At 42.5% G+C, this 24,290-nt stretch carries 16 protein-coding genes; all 16 read left to right on the top strand.

Translation table 11 applies throughout. The features are described from left to right. Positions 1 to 75: 75 nt before the first annotated feature. The 16 genes from HMPREF9625_RS09390 (at position 76) to HMPREF9625_RS09315 (ending at position 24,203) form a co-directional block, all read left to right on the top strand. Positions 76 to 3,783, top strand: coding sequence for a PD-(D/E)XK nuclease family protein (locus HMPREF9625_RS09390; protein ID WP_009534459.1), 3,708 nt, complete (start codon positions 76 to 78; stop codon positions 3,781 to 3,783). Position 3,784: 1 nt separating this feature from the next. Further along, positions 3,785 to 7,381 (top strand): helicase-exonuclease AddAB subunit AddA, encoded by a 3,597-nt coding sequence (gene addA / locus HMPREF9625_RS09385; RefSeq protein ID WP_009534458.1) that lies wholly within the window; start codon positions 3,785 to 3,787, stop codon positions 7,379 to 7,381. Between the two features lie 329 nt (positions 7,382 to 7,710). After that, a complete protein-coding gene (gene rho / locus HMPREF9625_RS09380) occupies positions 7,711 to 9,489 on the top strand; it encodes a transcription termination factor Rho (protein WP_009537999.1) in 1,779 nt (592 codons plus the stop codon). Positions 9,490 to 9,597: 108 nt separating this feature from the next. After that, positions 9,598 to 10,005, top strand: coding sequence for a DUF1344 domain-containing protein (locus tag HMPREF9625_RS09375; RefSeq protein ID WP_009534456.1), 408 nt, complete (start codon positions 9,598 to 9,600; stop codon positions 10,003 to 10,005). A 98-nt stretch (positions 10,006 to 10,103) separates the two neighbouring features. Then, the gene (locus HMPREF9625_RS09370; protein ID WP_009534455.1) at positions 10,104 to 10,664 is read left to right on the top strand and encodes an RNA polymerase sigma factor; all 561 of its coding nucleotides are present in this window, start codon (positions 10,104 to 10,106) and stop codon (positions 10,662 to 10,664) included. Continuing rightward, positions 10,661 to 11,620: an RsiV family protein gene (locus HMPREF9625_RS09365; protein WP_009534454.1), complete on the top strand. Its 960-nt coding sequence runs from the start codon at positions 10,661 to 10,663 to the stop codon at positions 11,618 to 11,620. The genes HMPREF9625_RS09370 and HMPREF9625_RS09365 overlap by 4 nt, the downstream gene beginning before the upstream one ends. Positions 11,621 to 11,674: 54 nt before the next feature. After that, positions 11,675 to 14,260: a transglycosylase domain-containing protein gene (locus tag HMPREF9625_RS09360; protein ID WP_009534453.1), complete on the top strand. Its 2,586-nt coding sequence runs from the start codon at positions 11,675 to 11,677 to the stop codon at positions 14,258 to 14,260. Between the two features lie 57 nt (positions 14,261 to 14,317). Continuing rightward, positions 14,318 to 14,947: an IMPACT family protein gene (locus tag HMPREF9625_RS09355; protein ID WP_009534452.1), complete on the top strand. Its 630-nt coding sequence runs from the start codon at positions 14,318 to 14,320 to the stop codon at positions 14,945 to 14,947. 77 nt (positions 14,948 to 15,024) lie between these two features. Next, positions 15,025 to 16,857 (top strand): translational GTPase TypA, encoded by a 1,833-nt coding sequence (gene typA / locus HMPREF9625_RS09350; RefSeq protein WP_009534451.1) that lies wholly within the window; start codon positions 15,025 to 15,027, stop codon positions 16,855 to 16,857. Between the two features lie 114 nt (positions 16,858 to 16,971). Further along, positions 16,972 to 17,859, top strand: a complete 888-nt coding sequence (gene dapA, locus HMPREF9625_RS09345; protein WP_009534450.1) for a 4-hydroxy-tetrahydrodipicolinate synthase — start codon at positions 16,972 to 16,974, stop codon at positions 17,857 to 17,859. Between the two features lie 98 nt (positions 17,860 to 17,957). Further along, entirely contained in the window at positions 17,958 to 18,713 is a 756-nt protein-coding gene (dapB, locus tag HMPREF9625_RS09340; protein ID WP_009534449.1) for a 4-hydroxy-tetrahydrodipicolinate reductase, read from the top strand. Between the two features lie 165 nt (positions 18,714 to 18,878). Then, entirely contained in the window at positions 18,879 to 20,315 is a 1,437-nt protein-coding gene (purB, locus tag HMPREF9625_RS09335; RefSeq protein ID WP_009534448.1) for an adenylosuccinate lyase, read from the top strand. 87 nt (positions 20,316 to 20,402) lie between these two features. Next, entirely contained in the window at positions 20,403 to 20,585 is a 183-nt protein-coding gene (locus tag HMPREF9625_RS09330; protein WP_009534447.1) for a hypothetical protein, read from the top strand. A gap of 160 nt (positions 20,586 to 20,745) precedes the next feature. Continuing rightward, entirely contained in the window at positions 20,746 to 22,032 is a 1,287-nt protein-coding gene (locus HMPREF9625_RS09325; protein ID WP_009534446.1) for an adenylosuccinate synthase, read from the top strand. 12 nt (positions 22,033 to 22,044) lie between these two features. After that, complete coding sequence (locus HMPREF9625_RS09320; RefSeq protein WP_009534445.1) at positions 22,045 to 23,397, top strand: TFIIB-type zinc ribbon-containing protein; 1,353 nt, start codon at positions 22,045 to 22,047, stop codon at positions 23,395 to 23,397. Beyond that, complete coding sequence (locus HMPREF9625_RS09315; RefSeq protein ID WP_009534444.1) at positions 23,397 to 24,203, top strand: TPM domain-containing protein; 807 nt, start codon at positions 23,397 to 23,399, stop codon at positions 24,201 to 24,203. The genes HMPREF9625_RS09320 and HMPREF9625_RS09315 overlap by 1 nt, the downstream gene beginning before the upstream one ends. The last annotated feature ends 87 nt before the right edge of the window (positions 24,204 to 24,290 follow it).

The raw sequence follows: 24,290 nt of genomic DNA, 5'->3' as shown, positions 1-24,290 counted from the left end.
AAACCCTCTTTTATTCCGCTTTTCCATTAGATAAGAGTGGAAAAACAAATCGCAGCAAAAAAGAAGGAGCACAGTATGTCTACATTGCAATTCGTTTTCGGGGCAAGCGGGTCGGGTAAGACGGAGTTTTGTATTCGGAAGGCCTTGGAAGAGGCGGGGAAGGACTTAAATCACAATGTCTATTACCTCGTTCCGGAGCAGGATACCCTTGCCATGCAAAAAAGGATTGTAATGCATGAAAAAAACAAGGGAAAAGGAATTCTAAATCTTGATGTTTTGAGCTTCCAAAGGCTCTATTATGCAAGCTTCTCTCATGTGAACAAAAAAGTACCGAAGTCCCTCGATGAGATGGGGAAAATCATGGTGCTTTCTCTTGTTGCGGAAAAATTAAACCATTCCTCTTCTTTACAGTATTTTCGAGGAGAACTTGAGCATCTTGGTTTTTTGGAAGAATGTAAGTCTTTAATCTCCGAGTGCATGCAATATGACATTAGCCCGACAGACCTTAGTGATGCTGCTGAAAAGACGGAGAAGAAGCTCAGCAGGATGAAAATGCAAGACATAGCCCTTCTCTATGAGGGTTTTTTACAATGGCTTTCCGAGCACCGAAAATTCACGGAGGAAGGCATTGCCGGTCTTGCTTTAGAGCAAATTGTAGAAGATCCGAGCCTTGAAAACGCCACTTTCATTTTGGACGGTTTCACCGGATTTACCCCTAGCCAGTTGCATTGTCTGGAACTGCTTTTTGAGAGAAAAAACAGCATCCTTATTTCTTTGGAGATTCGAAGTCGTGAAGAGGGAAATCTCTATGATAAGCATGATTCCTCCTCTCTGTTTTATCTGACCAAGGATGCTGTGGAGTCTGTTGAAGGTTTAGCACATCAGCTGAATGTGAAGCTTCTTCCCGCAGTGAACCTAAATCTCTTTGACAGTATCAGCGGAGAAAAGAGAGAGGCGGGAGTTCCCTATCCCCGCTTTAGAGACATTCCCGTATTGCAGAAGATTTGTGATGATTTTGCTACGGGAAAGAGCTTTTCCTCTGTAGAGCAGGGAATTCTCCTTCGAGAGGCTCCGGATATTCAAAGAGAGGTCGAGGATGCAGGAGCCTACATTCATCATTTGGTAAAGGACAAGGGCTATCGTTATAGGGATATCTCCGTTATTATTCCGGATATAGAAAGCTATAGAGATATTCTTTTTAGCAGATGGAAGGATTTACAGATTCCATTTTTTTTGGAAGAAGATATACAGCTTTTTGACTCTCCCTATGGAAAAGTGATTCGTTCTGCACTTTTGCTTACGGAAAAGGATTTTCTTTTCGATAGCGTTTTCCGTTATCTTCGCTCCTTTCCCTATAGGGGAAAAGAGGCTGAAAGTTTACTTGATGAGTGGGAGAACATTGCCAGAGCAAGAGGACTAAAAGGGAAAAAAGCCTTTCAGTCCTTACTGGATATTCCTGCAGTTGTAAAGGATGGAACTGCAGGCGGAGAAAGTGTCCGTGAGAAGAAATCAACTGTCGGTGAAGATTCGACTGATGATAAAGATTCGACTGATGACAAAGAGCAGACTGAAGACAAAGAGCAGACTGATGACAAAGACTTGACTTCCGTAAAAGAGATGAACGTGCTTAAAGAGCAGTATAGCGTAGAGATAAAAGTATTGTGTCAGGACTTGGAATTTCTCTTTCATTTTTATGAGGAAAATGCCGATGCCTCTCTCTTAAAGGAACGAATGGACTGTCTTTTTCGTCTTTTGCAAAATACAGATTTGGCGGAAAGAGTGGAAGAATCCCTTTCTTTCTTAGATGCGGAAGGCATGGAAAACAGACGGGAAAGCTATCACAGAAGCATAGAAGAAATCCATGAAATCATGGATAGAATGAGAGAAAGCCTGGGGGAGATTCCCGTTTCTAAAAAATCCTTTGCCCTGCTTTTTGACCTTGCTTTCTCTGTAGAAAAGTTAAGACAGATTCCCGCAACTCTTGATCAGCTGGTTGTAGGAGATTTAAGACGGTCTCGCTTTCACAATCCGAAAGCCTTTTTATTTCTCGGTCTAAACTCCGAGTTTCTTCCGGCCCCCCCCGGAAGCAAGAATATTCTCAGTGAAAAGGAAAGAGAGTTCCTAAGAGATAAAGGCTATCGTCTATCTCCTTTAGCGTGGGAAGAAGGTTATATTGAGAAATACTATGTATATAAGGCCTTTCTAACGCCGAGTCAGGAGCTTTACTTGTCCTATCCCCGCGCGTTACGAGACGGAAAAAGCGGTAAGCCAAGTTCCTATATTTTAGAATTAAAAGAGCTGTTTCCGTGGCTGAAAGCTTCCTATTCCCTTAAGGAAAAAAGAGAGATTTACAATGAAAAGAAAGCAAGGGAGGAACTGGCGAGAGAACTTCCTGCAATGTGTAAGAAGAGAATTTTCCAAGAAAAGCTTGAACTGGAACACCGTTTTAAGACGGAAGCCTTCAGTTTATTGCATTACCTTTGGAATAAGGAAGAATACCGTGAGAAGGTAGAGAAGCTGCTGGATGCCTTATTCTTTGAAAATAGAAAAGAAGCTCTTTCGACAGAACTCAGTAAAGCTTTGTATGGAGAAACCATAAAAGGCTCCGTAACCAGAATGGAGCTTTTCACTGCCTGTCCTTTTGCCCATTTCTTGCAATACGGATTAAAACTGAAAGAAAGAAAAACAAAGGAAGTACAGGCCTTTGACATTGGAAACCTTTACCACAAGATGGTAGAGCTTTTCTTTAAACGAATGCTAAAAAGCGGAAATGATGCGGAATTCTTTGGAGAAAAGATGGAGAAGATTCTGAAAGAGGTGATTGAAGAGAGTATGCTGGACCCTCAATTTGCCGTTTTTCAGGAAGGGGGACGGAATCAGTATCTGCTTCGAAAGCTTTCACAAAATGGAAAAAGGATTCTTTGGGCTTTGGGAAAACAACTTCTTGCAGGGGATTTACGACCTAAAGCAATAGAGCAGGACTTTTATTTTGAAGAAGACGGATTAAGTCTCAGGGGAAGAATCGACAGAGTGGACAGCTTTCTTACGGAGGATCAAAAGACTCTTTTCTTAAAGGTTCTTGACTACAAGAGTGGAAAAAAGGACTTTTCCTTAAAGCGCCTGTTTGCAGGTCTTGATTTACAGCTTCCTTTATATATGGACTATGTACTGAGAGAAGAAGGAAAAAAACATAAAGATATGGAGATTCTTCCTTCTGCCATGTTTTATTTTACGATGGATAATCCTGCCCTTCCTTACGATCCGGAGAAGGATGCAGAAAAGGAACGCCTAAAGGCCTTAAAGCCGAAGGGACTTGTCAATATTTCCGAGGAAAGCTTGTCCCATTTGGAAAAGCTGGATGCCGGAGAAAGTCTATGTCTTCCTGTTCAGGTGAAAAATGGAGCGGTAGAAGAAAAGGGCGCTGCGGTTTCCAAGGAAAAGTTTGACGCCCTTCTTTCCTATGCAAAGAAGAAAATGCGGGAAGAACATAGAAGAATTAAGGCGGGTGAAAAAGACATTTTTCCCATGGAAGAGGGAAATGAGCAGACAGCTTGCTCCTACTGTCCCTATCACAGCATCTGCGGCTTTGATGAAAATATCCCGAACTTCCGCTATCGTCGATTGGAAGATAAGACGGAAGAAGAATTTTGGACGGAAATTCTAAAAGATGCAGAAGTGAAAATGAAAGAGGAAGGGAAAACAGGAGCTAAAGCGGAACAAGATTCGGAAGCAAAACAAGAAACAGAAGCGAAAAAGAAAGCGACGAGAAAGGGGGATGAGTAAGATGCCAAGGTGGACAGAAGAACAGCAGAGTGTAATTTCTCATCGTGATGGGAATCTCTTGGTTTCCGCAGCGGCGGGTTCGGGAAAAACGGCGGTACTCGTAGAGCATGTTATTGATCGCATCTTGGATAAGGACAATCCGATCAGCCTTTCCTCTCTTGTTTTAATGACCTTTACAGAAGCTGCAGCGGCGGAAATGAAGGAAAGAATTAAGCTAAGACTGACAGAGGTCTATAGTGAAACGAAGGACAGTTTTCTCCAAAGAGAAATAACACTTCTTTCTACAGCGAAAATCAGCACCATTGACTCTTTTTGTAAAAAACTCATTCAAGAAAATTACAGCAGTCTCGGAATAGAACCCAATTTTCGTATCGGAGAAGAGAATGAGCTTTCTCTCCTTCAGGAGGATATCATAGAAGAATTACTGGAGGAGGAATACAGTAAGAGCGAGGAGCGCTTCCTCTCCTTTGTGGATCAGTTTTCCAGCGGAAAACAGGATAAGGGTATACAGGAAATCATTTTAAAGCTCTATCGCCTTGCGACCTCGAACCCCTTCCCGGAAGAGTACTTAAAAAATCTGGAAAAGGATTCCGAAGTAAACTGGAAGGGATACCATCTGCATCGTATACGAGCAAGTATTCTGGAATTAAAGAATATTCTTCGTGACGGCCTTTTGCTATGTGATGAAGAAGGCGGGCCGATGGAGTATAAGGAAAGATTGGAAGACGAGTATGAAACACTCTTGGCCCTTTCCGAGATAAAGAATGAGGAAGAACAGGGAGAAGTTCTTCATCTTCTCTTAAAAAAAATACAGGCAATCGAATTCGGGCGTTTAAAGAATTCCAAGGCCGAACGAAAGGACGAGGTCAAGGCAAAACGAGACCTTGTGAAGGCGGTAATTCAAAACTGGCAGAAGAATTACAGCATTTTACCGGAAGATATAGAAGATAAAATGGAAACAGAGGGAAGAAAACGATTGCAGGAAGCGATTCGTTTAAGTCTTCTCTTTTTGGAGCGATATCAGGAGGAAAAGCGGGAAAGAAATATCCTGGATTTTTCTGATTTGGAGCACTTTGCACTGAAGCTCCTTTATGAGGAGCAGGAGGGAGAAAAAGTATACAGTGCCATAGCAAATGAACTTGCGGGGGAGCTTTCAGAGATTCTTGTGGATGAGTATCAGGACTCTAATATGGTGCAGGAATATATTGTAAAAGCGCTTTCCAAAGAGCGTTTTTCTACGGGGAATGTCTTTCAGGTAGGAGATGTGAAGCAAAGCATCTACCGTTTCCGATTGGCAAGACCGGAGCTTTTCCTTGTAAAGTATTATGATGAAAATTATCCAAAGATTTTTTTGCAGAAGAATTTCCGTTCTTTTAAGGGAGTTATTGATGTCGTCAACGCCTGCTTCTATAAAATCATGAAAAAGGACTTGGGCGGTATAGAGTATGACAGAGAAAGCAGTCTTTTCTTAGGAAGAGAGGAAAAAGAGGGGGTAGACGATCAAGCAGAGCTTCTTCTCACGGAAACGGAAGATTCTGAAGAAAGCGCTCTTAAGCTGGAATGCAGGATGATTGCACAGAAAATCAAGGAATTGCATCATCAGGGAATAGAATATAAAGATATGGTGATTCTTCTTCGTTCTCCCAAAAAATCCGCAAAGGATATGGTGGAAGTATTTACGGAGGAAGGGATCCCCTCTTATGCAGAGAGTGCAGGCGGATACTATTCTCAGCCTGAGGTGGAAACGCTGTTGTCCATGCTTTCCGTGATTGACAATCCGAAGCAGGATATCGCTCTTGCGGCAGTTCTTCGTTCTCCTATGTACTCCTTTACGGATGAAGAACTTAGCTTTCTTACTATAAAATATGGCAGTCTGGTCTCTGCTTTTGCTTGTTTTTCGGAAGAAAAGAAAAATTCTTCCATGGAAGTAGGGAGAAACTCTTCCTCGGAAGGAGAAGAAAAAGGTAGCGAATCGGCTCATAATCCGAAAGAAAGTGGAGTCGGCAAAAATAAAGCGGATTATCCTTCTGAATTGGATGGAAAATGGGAGCATTTTTGCCGGAGTCTGGAAAGATATCGAATTTTATCCAGAAATTTACGCATCCATGAACTCCTGTATATGCTTTATGAGGAAAGCTCCTACTATCTTTATGTTCAGAGCCTTCCCATGGGAGAGAAGAGAAAGGCGAATCTGGACCGATTAATTGATGATGCGAAGAAATTCGAAAAAGGAAGCTATAGCGGTTTGTTCCATTTTATCCGCTATATTGAAAAAGCGAGAAAGAAGGATTATGACGAGGGAGAAGCGAGTGTTTATTCGGAAAATGACAATCTTCTTCGCATTATGTCCATTCATCACTCCAAGGGCTTGCAGTTTAAGGTGGTTTTTCTTTCCCTATTGCAAAAGAGCTTTAACAAGATGGATAGCAGGGAAACCATCCTTCTTGATGAGCAACTGGGCATGGCCTCGGATTATATTGATTTGGAGGAGAGGATAAAATATCCTTCATTACATAGAACGGCTATTAAAGAGAAAATCAATGAAGAGAATCTGGGAGAGGAGCTTCGGCTTCTCTATGTTGCAATGACAAGAGCTGAGGAAAAGCTGATTATGACGGCAAGCTGCAGCAGCTTTTCCAAGCTGGAAAAAAAGTTTGCCGCTAAGCAGGATTTAAGTATAGAGGACTTAAGGGGAGCAAACTCTTATTTGGATTTTCTTATGCTGGCATTTTCTAAGGTGATTTTTCAGGGACTGGAGCATTCTCCTTTGAAACTTAGTCTGCTCACGCAGGAAACAATAAAGGATGAAGCAGAAAAGGAGAAAGAAGAAGCGATAGACGTTGAAAAGGCACTTTACCAATTTTTGCGGAGTCCAAAAGAAAAGACGATAGAGGAAGAATGCTGGGACAAGGATTTTCATTATGTTTACCCACATGAAGAGAGTACACATCTTTATCCGAAATATGCGGTATCCCTTTTGAAGGAAGAAGCGATGGAGAAGCTTAAGGAGGAGATGCGCTCGCTTGAAAAAAAAGAGAAAACGGAAGTGATTCAAATTCAAGAACTTCCGAATGAAGATACGGAATTTCATTCTTATTCCGAGAAAAAAGAGAAAAGCCGCGGAGCACGGATTGGAGACAGCTTTCACCATGCTTTGGCTTTATTTGACTATAATAAGGGATTAGAACAGCTTCCGGATATATTGGAAGAAGAGGAGCTGGAACTCATTCATAGAGGCAAACTGGAAAAATATTTAGCATCTCCCTTGGGCATCAAAATGAAAGAAGCTTTTCGAGAGAAGCGACTGTTCCGCGAAAAACATTTTATGCAGGCACTTCCTTATAAGGAGCTTTTCCAAAAGGGGGAGGAAAGAGAAGAGGTTCTCCTGCAAGGAATCATTGATGCTTTTATTGTTGAAGAGGACGGGATAATCCTTGTTGACTATAAAACCGATCGGGTAGGGAACGCAGCGGAGCTTGTCGAGCGTTACAGAAAGCAGATGGAACTATATAGTGCGGCATTGGAAGCTATAATAGGGATAAAAGTGAAAAGAAGGGTGCTCTATTCTTTTGCTCTCGGAAAAGAAGTAGAGCTGTGATTTACGGGTGGATTGTGTAACAAGGGTATTTTCTTTTTCATTTTATTTTGATAAAATGAAAGCTCAAGTTATACAATCCAAATTTATTTTTTGTACTAAGGTATATTTCGCCGATATAATCGGCAGTTTTTATCTGTAAAATATTGCTCCTCTTTCAGATTCGAAATCATTCTTTGTAAAGAAAAGGATCTCCCTAGTTCAATTATCGATTCATTTCTATCTAAACCGGAAAGAAATCAGGAAACTGAGAAGAATCAAGAGCAAAGCATTATCTAATGCTATATTTTTGCCGATAAAATAGAGTACTTGAAGGAGTGAGTAGAGTAAAGATGGAAGGAACAGAGGAGAATAATTCCATGGATGAAATGAACAGGGAAGCCGGTGAGACTGTAACAGCGGAAAAGAAAAGAAGGGGACGACCCAAGAAAGCGGAGACGGCAGAGCTTGTTTCCGCAGAATCCGCTTTGGAAAAAGAAGTGAAAAAGAGTAGTAAAGCAGCCGGAACAAAGAAATCAACCGTGAAGAAAACAACGGCTAAGTCTAAGGATGGTTCTGAAGAGGATAAAGGAGCTTCTACAAAAGCTCATCCAAGTTCGGAAAAAGCGACGGAAAAGCCGGAAAAACAGAAGGAAAAACCGGAAAAAAAGAAGGAAAGTCCGATAAAAGCGAAAACGGTAGCTGTCAAAAAGAAGGAATCATCTGTTCAAGAAACTTCTCTGTCCATAGATGAAACAGGGCTTCCTACAGAAACTTCTACTGAGGAGAAAGTAGAGTTGAGCTCCGAAGCTAATCTTTCTCCCATTTCTACAAAGATGGCAGTTGAAGAAAACTTCGCTTCCTATTCTGCGGAAAATCTTCCGCTTCAGACCCCCAAAGAGGAATCCGTCAAAAAAGAAGGACCGAGAGATGCCGATGCAAGGGCTGTTCACGGTATTTTGGAAATCATGCCGGAAGGCTACGGTTTTATCCGTTCGGAGAATTTTCTTCCGGGAGACCAAGATGTCTATGTAAACAATCTGATGATTCGCCGTTTCCATCTGAAGACGGGAGATATGCTTTACGGCTATGCCAAGTCCAGAAATCCGCAAGAACGTTACAGTGCATTGCTTTACATTGAAAGAGTAAATTCACTTCCCCTTTCCGCAATTTTCGGTCGTTCCGATTTCGACAAGCTGACTCCTATCTTTCCGGATGAGCGTATTCCCATGGAAAGAGAAGGAAAGCGTGTTTCCACCTCACTTCGGGTCTTGGATCTCTTAGCTCCGATTGGAAAAGGACAGAGAGGAATGATTGTTTCTCCTCCTAAGGCCGGAAAAACCACTTTGCTAAAGCAGATTGCACAGTCTATTTTGAAAAATGAACCCGATATGACTCTTATGATTCTTCTGATTGACGAGAGGCCGGAAGAAGTAACGGATATGATGGAAGAAGTAGTGGGAGATAAGGTACAGGTTATTTATTCCACCTTTGATGAACTTCCGGAACATCATAAGAGAGTAGCGGAGATGACCATCGAAAGAGCAAAGCGTCTGGTTGAACAGGGACAGGATGTGTGTATCCTTTTAGACAGTATTACAAGGCTGGCAAGAGCCTATAATCTGATTGTTCCTTCTTCCGGAAAGATTCTCTCCGGCGGTATGGATTCAGCGGCATTGCACATGCCGAAGCGTTTCTTCGGCGCGGCAAGAAATATCCGTGAGGGCGGAAGTCTTACCATTTTGGCCACTGCTTTGGTGGATACCGGATCCCGTATGGATGATGTGATTTATGAGGAATTTAAGGGAACGGGCAATATGGAACTGGTATTGAATCGTGAACTGCAGGAAAGACGCATTTTCCCGGCAATCGATATTCAAAAATCCGGCACCAGAAGGGATGACCTTTTGCTTAGTCCGTTAGAGAAGGATGCGGCAGATTTTTTACATCGTGAACTTTCCTCTGATAAAAAGAGCGCTGTGGAAGACACTTTGTCTCTTTTTGACAGAACCCTAAACAACATTAAGCTTTGCGAAACTCTGGTAAGGGGAAGAAGCATAAGTTCCATGGACAGACCTTCTACGGAACGAAATGAGAATGTCTACGTTCGAGTTAATAAGAAAAATTTTTAAAAATAAATGTAACCTTTACAGATATCCTCTGTCTCTATATATGTGGATAAAAAAATGGATCCACAGAAAGAGCGGCTTAACCGCTTGTTAGAGATGGAGGATAAAAAAATGAAAAAAAACACTTTAACTGAAAAGAATGCTTTATGGAAGAAGGCAGCTGTCCTTTCCCTTTCCGTTCTCATGGGGGCATCCATGATGGCATGTGGAGCTAAGGGCGGAAGCAGTGCTGCTGAGAAGAATACAACTGTGGCTGCTTCCGAGACTGCAAAGGAAACAGAAAAAGCGGAAGAAAAGAAAACGGATGGGGAAGAATTGAAGGGTAAGATTTCCGAAATCAAAGACTTCATGTTTACCGTAACCACGGAGGATGGAAAGTCCTATGCACTAAGCTTTGACAAAAAGCCGGAGGGACTTAGCGAGGTAAAGGACGGAGATGAAGTTGTTGTACATTACACCGGAGAACTTTCCGAGGCAGATGCCTTCACAGGAGAAGTTCTTTCTGTAGAAAAAGCCTAATCTGTAGAAAAGCATAATCGGTTCACACTTCGGACAAATTTTTTTCTTATTCTCTTACATAAGAATGGAATGAAAATCAGAAAAATTTGTAGGTGAGTATGGAAGATCAGCAGATCATAGATTTGTTTTTTGCACGAAGTGAAGAGGGGATTCTCCGTTTGCAGGAGCAATATAAGGCGTACTGCGGAAAAATAGCAGGACAGATTTTATCGCAAAAGGAAGATGTGGAAGAAATCCTTAACGATACCTGGCTAAGCGTCTGGAATGCAATTCCTCCGGAGAAACCCCTGTTTTTAAAGGCTTATTGTGCAAAAATTGTGAGAAATTTTGCGATTAATCGATTAAAGATGTTGCATGCTAAAAAGCGTGCGGGAAATGATTTTATAGAAAGTATAGACGAACTCGGAGAAGATATACAGCTTTCTATTAATAATGTAGAAGAGCATATCAATGAAGATGCTCTTGTTGCGGCTATCAATGCATTTCTCGGAGAACAAAAGAAAGAGAGTCGAGTTTTCTTTATTCGCCGATATTTTTATCATGAGGAGATTAAAGAGATAGCGGAGCGCTTTAATGCAAGCGAAAGTAAGGTGAAGGTGAGTCTTTATCGTATGAGAGATGCTTTAAAGAAGAAGCTGGAAAAAGAAGGGTTACTATGAAGGATTGGAAGCTGATAGATGCGATAGGAAAAATTGATGATCGTTTTATTCTGGAAGCCGATGAGGAAGCCGTGAAGAGCAAAACAAAGCTTTTTTCTTTCCACGGAAAGGAACTAAGAAAAGGAGTAAAACATCCTTTTATTAAGACTGCAGTTGCGGCCTGCCTTATGCTTTCCCTGATTCTTCCCAATGTTTCGGAACAAAGTGCATATGCACTACAGGCGATTCCGGGTCTTGGACGATATTTCCAGTTCATTACCCTTCGGAAGTATTCGTTTAATGACGGTAATCATTCTGCTAAGGTTCAGACTCCCTATCTTGCCGTGGATGGCTTGGATGCGGAAGGAGATGCCTTAAAGGAAGAGAAAATGGTGGCCGGTGAAGCGGCAGAAAGCGAAGACTTAAGCCTTTCTAACGGTTCTGCTTCGCTAGAGTCCGAAAAGGCAAATTCTGCAGAAAAGATCAATTTGGATATCGAGAAAAAGACGGAAGAGTGGATTCGAGAATTCAAGGAAGAGCTGGCCGGCACCGAGTTTAAAAATCTGGATGTAAGCTCCGATTTGATTTTAAACTCCGAAGATTACTATGTTCTGTCCCTTTCCGTGTTAAAGCAAGAAGGAGATTCGGAAACCGTTCACCACTATTATACGGTAGATAAAAAAAGCGGAAAGCTCCTAAGCCTCCCGGAACTTTTTTTGGATAGGACAGATTATAAGAAAATACTCTCAGACGAAGTAAAAAGACAGATTAAAGAACATAACAGAAGTTCCGAAAACAAATACTTTGTCCGTGACGGCGAGGATAATGAGGGCTTTGAGGAAATTGGAGATGAGCAGAGCTTCTATATCAATGCGGATAATCAATTGGTTTTGGTCTTCCCCCAAGGAGAAGTAGCACCGATGTCTATGGGAGAAAGTCAATTTATTATGCCTAAGAGTATATGGCAGGAGAGCTAGGCTTATGATAGAATGGTATGCGGTAAATTTGACTTTGCATACTAAGGACGAAGAATGAAGTTCACAAAATACAGTATAGAGAATCGTTTATATGAAATGAAAAGTAAGCGAGCACGAATATGGCACAGGTTTACGGGAATCATAAAAACCGTAATCTTGTTCTGTTTCGTAGCTTCGCTTTTTTTAGGTGTATCTTTTTCTTATGGCATGTTCAAAGGGATTTTGGATTCGGCACCGGATATTCAAAAAATTCATGTGGGACCGACTGCCTATGCTACGAAGATTTACGATAAAAAAGGAAATTTGATGTCGACTCTTGTTACGGAAGGCTCGAATAGAGAGAGGGTAACGTATGAGGAGCTTCCGAAGGATCTGATCAATGCTTTTGTTGCGATTGAGGATGAGCGCTTTTGGAGTCATAACGGAATCGATTTCCGTTCTATTATGCGTGCGGTAAAAGGTGTGGTTTCCGACGACAGTTCAGCTGGAGGAGGATCGACAATTACGCAGCAGCTTCTAAAAAACAATGTTTTCGGTGGAGGTCTTCACGAGGGAAAATTTGAAAAGTATGTTCGAAAGTTTCAGGAGCAGTACCTGGCACTGGAGCTGGAGGATCAGCCCGGATTAGAGAAGAAGCAGATCAAAAAAAGCATTCTGACCGAGTACTTAAACACCATTAATCTCGGGGCAAATACACTTGGAGTGAAGGTTGCAGCAAGACGTTATTTTAATAAAGAGGTAAGCAACTTAAGTCTTTCGGAATCAACGGTAATTGCTGCCATTACTAAGAATCCTTCCGGCTTAAACCCGATTACGCATCCGGATAAAAATGCCGCAAGACGGAAGCAGGTTTTAAAAAATATGCTAAAGCAGGGCTATATCGATGAAACTCGCTATAATGAAGCCTTGGCGGATCCGGTATATGAGAGAATACAGAATGTGAATCTCTCGACTAGCGGAGAAGATAAACCGTATTCGTATTACACCGATGAACTGACGGAGCAGGTAGTGGATGCTTTTATGGAAAGGCTCAACTATTCTAAAGAAGATGCGACAAAGCTGCTTTATTCTGGCGGCTTAACGATTTATGCCAATCAGGACCCGGATTTACAGGCGATTGTGGATAAAGAAATCAATGATCCGGAGAATTACGATACGGCAAAATACTCGATTACCTGGCGCTATACCTTACAACATAAAGACGGCAGTATCGTCAATTTCAGTGAGAAGGATATTGCAAAATATTTAAAGGAAGGAAAAGGCATCAGTTTTAACGGCCTTTACAATTCTAAGGATCAGGCAAATAAAAGAATAGACGAATTTAAGGCAAAGGTTACGATCGACACCGATCGCATTCTCGGAGAAACGATAGACTATGTTTTGGAGCCTCAGGCCTCCTTTGTCTTAATGGATCCTCACAGCGGTGAAGTCCTGGCTTTGACAGGAGGAAGAGGCGAGAAAAAGCAGAGTAAGACTTTAAATCGTGCATCGAATGTGCTTCGTCAGCCCGGATCCACCTTTAAGGTCATAAGTTCCTTTGCTCCGGCAATTGATCTCTACGGTGCAACTCTTGCTTCTACCTACTATGATTCAGAGTACACAGTCGGAAAAAAGACTTTTAAGAACTGGTATTCGGGTGGATATCTTGGTTTCCAAAGCATTCGGGACGGTATAGTATACTCCTTAAATATCGTTGCGGTGCGTTGCCTTATGGAAACGGTAAAACCGGAGCGTGGCTATCAGTATGCAGAATCTCTGGGTATTACTTCTTTGGTAAAGGATGATGAAAATGCCGCGTTGGCGCTGGGGGGATTGACGCGCGGTGTTTCCAACCTGGAATTGACGCAGGCATATGGGGTCATTGCCAATGGAGGAAAATTACAAAAGGCTAAGTTTTTCTCTAAAATCATAGACCAGAACGGTAAGGTTTTAATTGATACCACAGAGGATGAGGCGACACAGGTTATGAAGGAAAGCACGGCATACCTCCTCACGGATGCAATGCGGGAATCTATGGAATCCAAGCGTGCTTTTGCTTCCGATGTTCGTGTCAGCTCAACCTCCACAAGAGCTCATTTTGACGGCATGAGTCAAGCCGGAAAATCCGGAACTACAAGCAATAACAGAGATATCTGGTTTGTCGGTTTTACACCATATTACCTTGCCGGAGTCTGGGGTGGTTGTGATGAAAATCAGGTCTTAAAGGATGCAGGAAGTGGAGAATATAACGGAGGAACCGGCTTCCATAAGGATATTTGGCGGAAAATCATGGCAAAGATTCATGAAGGAAAGGCCGATATCGGCTTCGAAAAACCGGATAGCATTGTGGAAGAGAAGGTCTGCCGAAAGTCCGGACTCCTTCCAACTTCCGGTTGCTACAATGACTACAGAGGAAGTGCAGTGATTACAGAGCTCTTTGCAAGAGGCACTGTACCCACAGAAAAGTGTGACTATCATACCTCTTGGGGAGCTATGCTTGTTCCGGAGAACTTAAGAGATTTGGATACGGATGACCATTACTATCGCTATCAGCCTGAAGAGACAGAGGAAGAAGGCGGCGATGAAGAGGAAAACTTGAGTAACGGAAGAGTCATCATTTCCGAACAGGGACCCGGAATAAAGAAAGGTCCTTCTAACTAATAAAAGATAGTTTAGAACAGGACTCCATAGTTATTTTTCCATATCGTTAGAGGTGAAATGAAGTTTATTAATGAATGCTTTTTTGGAGAGATAGAAGTGAAAAAGTCCGGTTTTTATGCCGGGCTTTTTCCGCTGGAAAAAGAAGAGGATGTAGAGCACTATCTTGAAGAGTGCAAGAAAAAATACAGAGAAGCAAGACATCACTGCTATGCCTATATCTTTCTGGAAGAGAGGGAAGGAATTGTCCAGGAACATAAAAAGCAGAGCGATGACGGAGAGCCCGCTAAGACCGCCGGCATGCCTATTTTGCAAAGAATGGAAGGGCTTAAGCTGAAAAATGCGCTTCTTGTGGTAAGCAGAATTTTTGGCGGAACACTGCTTGGTACGGGAGGACTTTCCCGTGCCTACTCCGATGCGGCAAAAAACGCATTAGATAAGGCGATTTTTTTGGAACGGATAGAGGGTAGAGAGCTGGAACTGCAGATTCCTTATACTCTTCTTGGAAAACTGGAATACAGCTTTACGGAGCAGGAAATTCCTATTTTAGATAAGCAATTCACGGAAAATGTAGTCCTTAAAATACGGGTAAAGGAAGAGAAATACTCGGATTTTGAAAAGCAGATTCGAGAGTATGGGACGCAGGTGGTTTTCCTTGCAATAAAAAAATGCCGGTGGTATACTCGATAAGTTAAAGCGGAAAGTAAATAAAGCATAATTTTGTTGCAGTTTAAGTATATTCGATTTAGTTCAGGAAGTGAAAATTCATGTTAAAGAAGAGAGAAGATGTTCGTAATGTAGCCATTATTGCCCATGTTGACCATGGCAAGACCACCCTTGTGGATGAGCTTTTAAAGCAGTCCGGTGTATTTCGTGATAACCAGGACATCGGTGTTCGTGTAATGGATTCAAACCCGATTGAACGGGAAAGAGGTATTACGATTTTAGCGAAGAATACTGCAGTAAGCTATAACGGGGTAAAGATTAATATTGTCGATACACCGGGACACGCGGATTTCGGCGGCGAGGTTGAGAGAATTTTAAAAATGGTGGATGGTGCCATATTACTGGTTGATGCCTTTGAAGGACCGATGCCGCAAACCCGTTTTGTATTGCAGAGAGCTTTAGAGCTTCGTCTTCCTGTTCTTGTCGTAGTCAATAAGATTGATAAGCCGCAGGCTCGCCCCACTGATGTAGTGGACGAGGTTTTAGAACTGATGCTCGACTTAAATGCTTCCGATGAGCAGCTTGACTGTCCCTTCCTCTTTGCTTCGTCTAAAAACGGCTATGCGAAGAAAAATCTGGAAGATCCGGATGTGGATATGAAACCGCTTTTTGAGAGCATCATCGACTTTATTCCGGCACCGGAGGGAGACCCGGATGAGGAAACGCAGTTTCTCGTTTCCACGATTGATTACAATGAGTTTGTAGGAAGAATCGGAATCGGTAAGGTGGAGAACGGAAAAATCAAGGTAAACCAGGATGCCTTGGTGGTGAATCATCATAATCCGGACAAGCGAAAGAAAGTACGTATCACGAAGCTTTATTCCTTTGACGGCTTAAAGAGAGTGGATGTGGAAGAGGCTTCCTTCGGAGATATCGTGGCTGTATCCGGTATTGAAGACCTTCATGTGGGAGATACCATTTGTACGGAGAAGAATCCTGCTCCGCTTCCTTTCCAGAAGATTTCGGAGCCGACGATTTCCATGGACTTTATGGTAAATGATTCTCCGCTTGCAGGAACGGAAGGGAAGTATGTCACTTCCCGCCATATCCGAGACAGGCTTTTTAGAGAGCTGAATACAGACGTTTCCCTTCGTGTAGAAGAGACCGAATCCGCAGATTGCTTTAAGGTTTCCGGACGCGGAGAGTTGCATCTTTCCGTTTTGGTAGAGACCATGCGTAGAGAGGGATTTGAATTTGCGGTTTCCAAGGCGGAGGTTATCTATAAGACGGACGAGTCAGGAAAACAGCTGGAGCCGATGGAGATTGCATACATTGATGTTCCGGAAGAGGCTACCGGCGCGGTAATACAAAAATTAACCCAGAGAAAGGGTACCTTAAACGGGATGAGCCCTTTGGCATCCGGGTATACAAGACTTGAGTTTGAAATTCCTTCTCGCGGACTCATCGGTTACCGAGGAGAGTTCCTAACCGATACAAAAGGAAATGGAATTTTAAATACGGAATTTGAAGGCTATGGTGAATACAGAGGAGACTTAAACTACCGCCACCAGGGCTCCTTAATCGCCTTTGAGCAAGGTGAGGCGGTGACCTATGGTCTTTTCCAGGCACAGAACAGAGGAATACTCTTTATCGGACCGGGAGAAAAGGTCTACAGCGGCATGGTTATCGGGCAGAGTCCGAAGTCGGAGGATATTGAGTTAAATGTTTGTAAGACAAAGCACTTAAGTAATACGAGAACCTCCAGCTCCGATGAGGCATTAAAGCTGGTTCCGAAGAAGATTATGTCGTTAGAGCAGTGTATTGACTTTATTGATACGGATGAACTTTTAGAAGTAACTCCCGAGAATCTGCGCATCCGTAAGAAGATTCTGGATCCTACGGCAAGAAAGCGTGCCGGTTTTAATAGAAAGTAAGACAGGGTCGGTCGTCAAGGGAAATAGAGTCATCAAGAGTAAGACAGATTTATCAAGAGTAAGATAGGGTGAGAAAAAGTAAGACGAGACGGACAATAGTAAGCGAGGTGAGTTATGGCTTTATTTAAGGGGGCGGGAGTAGCGCTGGTTACTCCTATGCATGAGGATGGAACGGTCAATTTTGAAGTTTTGGAGTCAATTATAGAAGAGCAGATTCTTGGCGATACGGATGCGATTATCTCTGTGGGAACCACAGGAGAAGCGGCAACATTAACGGAAGAGGAGCATATAGAAGTTATTGCTCATACCGTGAAAGTTGTAAATCACCGTATTCCTGTTATTGCCGGTACCGGATCAAACTGTACGGATTCCGCTATTTACCTTTCCAAGAAGGCGGAAGAAGTTGGAGCGGACGGTCTTCTTTTGGTTACACCGTATTACAATAAAGCAACCCAAAATGGACTTTATCAGCATTTTAAAGCAATTGCGGAGTCTGTATCCATTCCCGCCATTCCCTACAATGTTCCGGGAAGAACAGGCGTGAGTATTGAGGCCAAAACGATGGCGGCATTGTATCATGATGTGGAAAATATTATTGGTGTAAAGGATGCAGGAGGAGATGTCGGAAAGACCTTGGACTTAATGCGTATAGTGGATGAGGATTTCTGTCTTTATTCCGGAGAGGACGGCTTGATTCTTCCGATTCTTGCAGCCGGCGGAGTCGGTGTTATTTCCGTTTTATCGAATGTGGCACCGAAGGAAACGCATGAAATCTGTGCAAAGTGGTTTTCCGGAGATATAGAAGGTGCAAGAAAAGAACAACTGCGGGCTTTACCGCTAATTCATGCTTTGTTTAGTGAAGTAAATCCTATTCCGGTAAAGGCGGCTATGAATTTACAGGGAAAGAATGTTGGACCGCTTCGTCTGCCCCTGACAGAAATGGAAAAAGAACATAGGGAAGTCTTAAAAGAAGAAATGATTCGTTACGGTATTTTGAAATAGAAAAGTATAGCTTGCGAAAAAGAGAAGAAACTCTTAGAGTGATGAGGGGATTTTCTTTTTCGCAGCTTTTTTTCTTTTATAGAGTAAAGGAGAGGGATATGAAGATACTTTTACATGGTGCATCCGGTGTTATGGGGATGAATGTTATAGATGTGGCAAAAAATACGAAGGATTGTGTCATTACTTCCGGAGTAGATGCCAATGCGAATACAAAGGATTTCGGTTTTCCGCTTTATCAAGATATTTACAAAGTGGAAGAGGATTTTGATGTAATTATTGATTTTTCCGTTAGAGAAGCGGTTAACAGACTTCTTGACTATGCGGTAGAGAAAAAGAAGGCTCTTGTATTATGTACAACGGGACTTTCCGAGGAACAAGAGAAGAAGATAGAGGAGGCATCCAAACACATCCCTATTTTGCAGTCCGGTAATATGTCTCTAGGCGTTAATCTCTTAGAGGAGCTTATTCGTATCGCTGCAGCAAAGTTGTATAGGGAAGGCTTCGATGTTGAAATTGTGGAAGCGCACCACAGAAGGAAAAAAGATGCGCCGAGCGGAACCGCACTTATGCTGGAAAAAGCGGTTGAAGAGGGAATCGGTGAAGCACTGAATAAGGTCTATGATAGAGAAGAAAGGCATCAGGCCAGAGATAGGCAGGAAATTGGTATGCTCTCCTTAAGAGGAGGAACAATTCCGGGAATTCATGAGGTTATCTTTGCCGGAGAAGATGAGATTGTAAAAATTGAGCACACGGCCTACAGTCGGAAAATCTTTGCAAAGGGTGCAATCACAGCGGCATTTTTCCTTCAAGATAAAGCCCCGGGAAGATATGATATGGGCGCGGTTCTACGATAAGAAGCTTCCCAAAAAGGAATAGCCGGCATATTCGTAAAAGAATAGAGATTTTTGAATCCGAAATAGGCAATAAGGATATGCTTGTATCAAGCATACAAAGTTCTACTCGAAAAGTTGTAAGAAAAAGGATGTTTATCAGTTCTACAAAATAGAAAGGAAAGAGGAATGGAAGCGTTTTCAAGCTATGAAAGTCCGTTATCCGGCAGATATGCGTCTCCCGAGATGCAGAAGATTTTTTCTCTGAGCTTTAAGTTTAAAACCTGGCGAAAGCTCTGGATTGCTCTTGCGGAAAGTGAGAAGGAGCTGGGACTTCCCATAACGGAGGAGCAGATTAAAGAACTTCGGGAAAATGCGGAAAATATCAATTACGAAGAAGCAAAACAAAGGGAAAAAGAGGTTCGACACGATGTGATGAGCCATGTTTATGCCTACGGTCTTCAGTGCCCGAAAGCAAAAGGGATTATTCATCTCGGAGCGACTTCCTGCTATGTAGGAGACAATACTGACTTAATTACGATGCGAGAGGGATTACGGCTGATTCGAAAGAAGCTCTTAAACTGTATGAATGTGCTTTCCGACTTTGCGATGAAATATAGGGCACTTCCTATGCTCGGATACACGCATTTTCAAGCGGCGCAGACCGTAACACTCGGAAAGAGGGCAAGTCTTTGGCTTCATGACTTATATCTCGACTTTTGTGAAATAGAAGAGTGTATTACCTCCCTAAAGCTTTTAGGTTGTAAGGGGACTACCGGAACACAAGCTTCTTTCCTGGAACTTTTTGAAGGAGACCACGAAAAGTGCAAGGAGCTGGATCGTAAGATTGCAAAGAAAATGGGATTTTCCAAAGTCTATCCGGTATCGGGACAGACCTATTCCCGCAAGGTGGATTTTAGAGTGCTTTCCGTGCTTTCCGCCATTGCACAGTCCGCGCATAAGTTCTCAAATGACCTAAGGCTTTTACAACATTTAAAAGAGGTGGAAGAGCCTTTTGAGAAGAAGCAGATAGGATCGAGTGCCATGGCTTATAAGAGAAATCCGATGCGGGCGGAGCGTATGGCGGCACTTTCGAACTTCATTTCTTCGGAAATCATGAATCCGAGCATTACTGCATCTACGCAGTGGTTTGAAAGAACGCTGGATGACTCGGCAAACAAGAGACTTTCCGTTCCGGAAGCCTTTCTTGCTTGTGACGGTTTACTCGATTTATATTATAATGTTGCTGAGAATCTCGTGGTCTATCCCAAGATGATTGAAAAGCATCTGCAACAGGAACTGCCCTTTATGGCTACGGAAAATATCCTGATGGACGCGGTAAAAAAGGGCGGGGACAGGCAGGAGCTTCATGAGCGAATCCGTATGCACTCCATGGAGGCCGGAAAGAGAGTGAAGGAAGAGGGGCTGGAGAATGATCTCTTGGAAAGAATTGTAAAGGATGATGCTTTTCCGCTTACAGAGGAAGATATACAGGGACTCATGAGAGGGGAGCTTTATATCGGACGTGCAAAAGAACAAGTGGAGGAATTTATTTCCGAGTACATTCAGCCGATTTTAGAGGAAAATAAAGAAGAGCTTAATCTATCTGTAGAGATTGCGCTGTAAAATCATGCTATAATTAAAGAATAGGAATTAATTGACTAAAGAAATTAAGTCACAAAAAAAAGAAGCGGAAAAGGAAATGGAGGAAGAATGAAAAGAATACTGGCAATAGGGATATTGTTGTTTATTTTTGTGACTTTGCTTCATTTTCTTTATACTGCCTTTACGGGAGGTAGTAAGGAATCGCTTCTTGCCCATCTCTTTCTGCTCATGGTTGTACCCGCTGTTTTTTATGTATTGCAGTGGATAACCAATCTAATCAGAAGGGAATAAAAAAGAGATACGGTTTTTGAAAAGGAGTACAATAATAGTTTTTGTTAAGGCATCCTTTTTGAGGACAAAGACGTTTTATAATAGTGTATGACATAATAGGATAAGAACTTATACCGTTCTGAAAGAATATGTTCTGAAAAAAAGTTGAAAGGGGAAATTTATGGTACAGGCAATAGTCGGTGCAAACTGGGGAGATGAAGGAAAAGGAAAGATCACGGATTATCTTGCAGAGAATGCAGACGTCGTAGTGCGTTTCCAGGGTGGTGCCAATGCAGGACACACCATTATTAATAGTTATGGCAGGTTTTCTTTGCACCTACTTCCAAGTGGAGTCTTCAATCCGAAGGTCACTTCCATCTTGGGAAACGGCGTGGCGCTGGATATTCAGAAGTTCTTAAAGGAGCTTCATGCTTTGGAGGAAGCCGGTGTACCGACACCGAAGATTTATATTTCCGACCGAGTACAGGTCTTGATGCCCTATCATATTTTACAGGATGAGTATGAAGAAGAAAGACTGGGGAAAAAGAGCTACGGATCCACCAAGTCCGGCATTGCACCGTTTTTCTCCGATAAGTATGCGAAAATCGGCCTGCAGGTCAACGAGCTGTATTACGATGATATTTTAGAGGAGCAGCTAAAGAAGATTTTGGAGATTAAAAATGCCCTTTTTGAGAGCCTTTACGGAAAGAAAGGTCTTGACTACGATACCGTTCTTTCTGAGCTTAAGAATGAGAGAGAGCTGATTCGCCCTTATCTTTGCGATACCTCCCTTTTCCTTAGAAAGGCAATCAAGGAAGGGAAGAAAATCCTCTTGGAGGGACAGCTCGGGACAATGAAGGATACCGATCACGGGATTTACCCGATGGTGACTTCCAGCCATACTTTGGCTTCTTTCGGTGCTGTAGGAGCGGGAATTCCACCCTATGCCATCAGCAGTGTGGTCTGTGTAACCAAGGCATATTCTTCCGCTGTAGGAGCAGGGGAATTCGTTTCCGAAATCTTTGGAGACGAAGCGGAGGAGCTTAGAAAGCGCGGAGGAGACAAGGGGGAGTACGGCGCAACAACAGGTCGTCCGAGAAGAGTCGGCTGGTATGATGCGGTAGCGTCCCGTTACGGCTGTGCTTTGCAGGGGGCAACCGAGGTAGCCTTAACGGTACTGGATCCTTTAGGCTACTTAGAAGAAATCCCGGTTTGCACCGCTTATGAGATTGACGGAAAGGAAGTAAAGGACTTTCCTGTTACTCCCCTGCTTCGTAAGGCTAAGCCGGTATATACCGTTCTTAAGGGCTGGCACTGTGATATTCGCGGAATCCGAAACTATGAGGAATTACCGAAGGAGTGTAAGGATTATATTGACTTTATTGAAAAGGAGCTTGAAGTACCGATTACCATGGTTTCCAATGGTCCCGAAAGACATGAAATGTTAAAGAGAACTCCGAAGATTTAGAAAGGAAAGCCTATGGCGCATTGTTCAAATTGCGGGGGAGAAGTACGATTTTCCATAGACAGTCAAGATCTGGAATGCGTGAACTGTAAAACGCATTTTGATCCGGCAACTTATAATCGAACTCCGGAAAGTTTGGAGCAAGAAGTATATAAAACGAAGGTTTTTACCTGTCCGAACTGTGGTGCGGAAATAGAGAGCTCAGACTTGTCCGTAACCGGTTTTTGTGCATATTGCGGTTCGGCAGTGGTTTTTAACAGTCGCATAAAGGAAGCGGAAAAGCCACAAAAGATTATCCCTTTTCAAATTTCGAAGGAAAAATGCAAAGACCTCTATCTGCAAAAGATTCGATCCTTTTACTATAGACAAAAGGACTTGGAGGATCCGGCCTACCTTGACCGCTTTGTAGGATTTTATCTTCCCTATTGGCTTTATAGTTATGAGTTTAATGGAGATTTTAGTTTAAAAGGAAACAGAAATTACACAAGCGGAAATTATGCCATTCATGAGGATTACAACCTTAGTGGTAACCTGCAGGGGGACGTGAAGGGAATTCCCTTTGATGCTTCTCTTCGTTTTGATGACGATATAGCCGGAGTTATTGCTCCGTTTTCGAAAGAGAAAATGAAGGACTTTTCCCCCAACTATCTTTTGGGATTTTATAGTGAAATAGCGGATACCGAGTCCAAAACCTATGAGAAGGAAGCATTTTCCATGCTTGGAGAAGAGATGGAACGTGAAATTCTTGGACCCAATGGTTTTAACAGACCGGATATTAAAGTCCAAGGTAAGTTCGATGCAAGCTGTCTTCATAATGAAATGAGTGTTGATAGAGGAATGTTTCCGATATGGTTTTTAAGCTATAAAAAGAAGGATCGTATTTCTTATGCTATTGTTAATGGAGAAACGGGAAAAGTATATTGTGATATCCCTATTGACGAAAAGAAATTTCACAAGAGTTCTTTACTGATTGCGATTCCTATTTTCTTGGTTCTAAACCTGCTTTTCCAAGTTTCTGCAGAGACTTTACCCATAATCACCCTTGTTCTTTCTGCCTTTTTAATTTTCTTATCTCAGGTTCAGCTGCATAAGATTCGGGTGCGAGATAGGGAAGCTTTACGCTACAGTAGAAATAAACGACAGGAAGAAGCAAAGAATACGGAACAGAGCGGGACGTTTCGCGCGTTACTTGCACTCATTATCTCCGTACTGATTCTGCTATGGCATCCTGTTAGAGACGAGTACTATTACATTGCGGCAGTCTTATCTGCGGTGGCTTCCATTTTTTCTCTAAGAAGGATGATCAAGAAGTTTAACCTACTATCGACACGTTCCATCCCCGATTTTTTTGAGAAGAAGGAGGAGTGATGAAAAATAGTATTTTTAAAGTTCTGCTTCTTGCTTTCTGTATCAGTACTTTTATGATAGGAAAGAGCTATGCATTGGATCAATCCGCTTTTTTATCCTCGTCCGTTTATCAAAATTCGGACACGGGCTATACCGCTTATATTGACGATGAAGAAGACTTGCTAAGCAGCAGCGAAGAAGAGAATCTGCTTAAAAAGCTGGTTCCCTTAACGAAGTACGGCAATGTTGCCTTTCTCTCCGGAAGAGGAGAGTATAGTGCGGCTGCTACGATTCGTGATTTTTACAATGAAGTATTTTATGGAAAGAGTGGACTGATTTTCTTTATTGATATGGAAAATAGAGAGATTCGAATCCAGAGCGGCGGTGCATTTTATAGAACCATTTCCTCTGATGTAGCAAACAGCATTACGGACAATGTCTATGTCTTTGCTTCCAATGGCGATTACTACAGGACGGCTGCAGTGGCATTTTCACAAGTAAAGGCAAAGATGGAGGGACGCTTTGTGGCGACCCCGATGCGCTGGATCAGTAATTTTTTCCTGGCTATCTTTTTGGGACTTCTCTTTAACTTTACCATGCTCCTTATGACCTGGAAGCAGAATCGGGCAGGATCCAAAGCGGTTCTTGGAGCTCTTCGTCCGAATATGATACTCGGTAATCGAGAGGTTATTATGACGAATCAAACAAAAGTCCGACTCAGTTCAAGCAGTAGCAGAAGAGGAGGGCAATCCGGAGGCGGATTTTCCGGAGGTGGAAGTTCCGGAGGCGGAGGATTTTCTTCAAGTGGTGGAGGACATCGTTTTTAGTTTGAAATGTAAGACTAAGGAAAAAAACTAAGGAAAAAACTAAGAAAAAAAACTAAAGATAAAAAACTAAAGATAAAAAACTAAGGA

Source organism: Oribacterium parvum ACB1, from assembly GCF_000238055.2.
Lineage (GTDB): Bacteria > Bacillota > Clostridia > Lachnospirales > Lachnospiraceae > Oribacterium > Oribacterium parvum.
This window is presented reverse-complemented; position numbering and strand designations above follow the sequence as displayed.

What these genes read in the sequence shown, in the direction of transcription:
- purB (WP_009534448.1), top strand. Translation starts at nt 18,879, where the DNA reads ATGGAAGCGTTTTCAAGCTATGAAAGTCCGTTATCCGGCAGATATGCG.
- HMPREF9625_RS09315 (WP_009534444.1), top strand. Translation starts at nt 23,397, where the DNA reads ATGAAAAATAGTATTTTTAAAGTTCTGCTTCTTGCTTTCTGTATCAGT.
- HMPREF9625_RS09390 (WP_009534459.1), top strand. Translation starts at nt 76, where the DNA reads ATGTCTACATTGCAATTCGTTTTCGGGGCAAGCGGGTCGGGTAAGACG.
- HMPREF9625_RS09325 (WP_009534446.1), top strand. Translation starts at nt 20,746, where the DNA reads ATGGTACAGGCAATAGTCGGTGCAAACTGGGGAGATGAAGGAAAAGGA.
- HMPREF9625_RS09320 (WP_009534445.1), top strand. Translation starts at nt 22,045, where the DNA reads ATGGCGCATTGTTCAAATTGCGGGGGAGAAGTACGATTTTCCATAGAC.
- addA (WP_009534458.1), top strand. Translation starts at nt 3,785, where the DNA reads ATGCCAAGGTGGACAGAAGAACAGCAGAGTGTAATTTCTCATCGTGAT.
- dapA (WP_009534450.1), top strand. Translation starts at nt 16,972, where the DNA reads ATGGCTTTATTTAAGGGGGCGGGAGTAGCGCTGGTTACTCCTATGCAT.
- dapB (WP_009534449.1), top strand. Translation starts at nt 17,958, where the DNA reads ATGAAGATACTTTTACATGGTGCATCCGGTGTTATGGGGATGAATGTT.
- HMPREF9625_RS09370 (WP_009534455.1), top strand. Translation starts at nt 10,104, where the DNA reads ATGGAAGATCAGCAGATCATAGATTTGTTTTTTGCACGAAGTGAAGAG.
- HMPREF9625_RS09330 (WP_009534447.1), top strand. Translation starts at nt 20,403, where the DNA reads ATGAAAAGAATACTGGCAATAGGGATATTGTTGTTTATTTTTGTGACT.
- rho (WP_009537999.1), top strand. Translation starts at nt 7,711, where the DNA reads ATGGAAGGAACAGAGGAGAATAATTCCATGGATGAAATGAACAGGGAA.
- HMPREF9625_RS09355 (WP_009534452.1), top strand. Translation starts at nt 14,318, where the DNA reads ATGAAGTTTATTAATGAATGCTTTTTTGGAGAGATAGAAGTGAAAAAG.
- HMPREF9625_RS09360 (WP_009534453.1), top strand. Translation starts at nt 11,675, where the DNA reads ATGAAGTTCACAAAATACAGTATAGAGAATCGTTTATATGAAATGAAA.
- HMPREF9625_RS09365 (WP_009534454.1), top strand. Translation starts at nt 10,661, where the DNA reads ATGAAGGATTGGAAGCTGATAGATGCGATAGGAAAAATTGATGATCGT.
- typA (WP_009534451.1), top strand. Translation starts at nt 15,025, where the DNA reads ATGTTAAAGAAGAGAGAAGATGTTCGTAATGTAGCCATTATTGCCCAT.
- HMPREF9625_RS09375 (WP_009534456.1), top strand. Translation starts at nt 9,598, where the DNA reads ATGAAAAAAAACACTTTAACTGAAAAGAATGCTTTATGGAAGAAGGCA.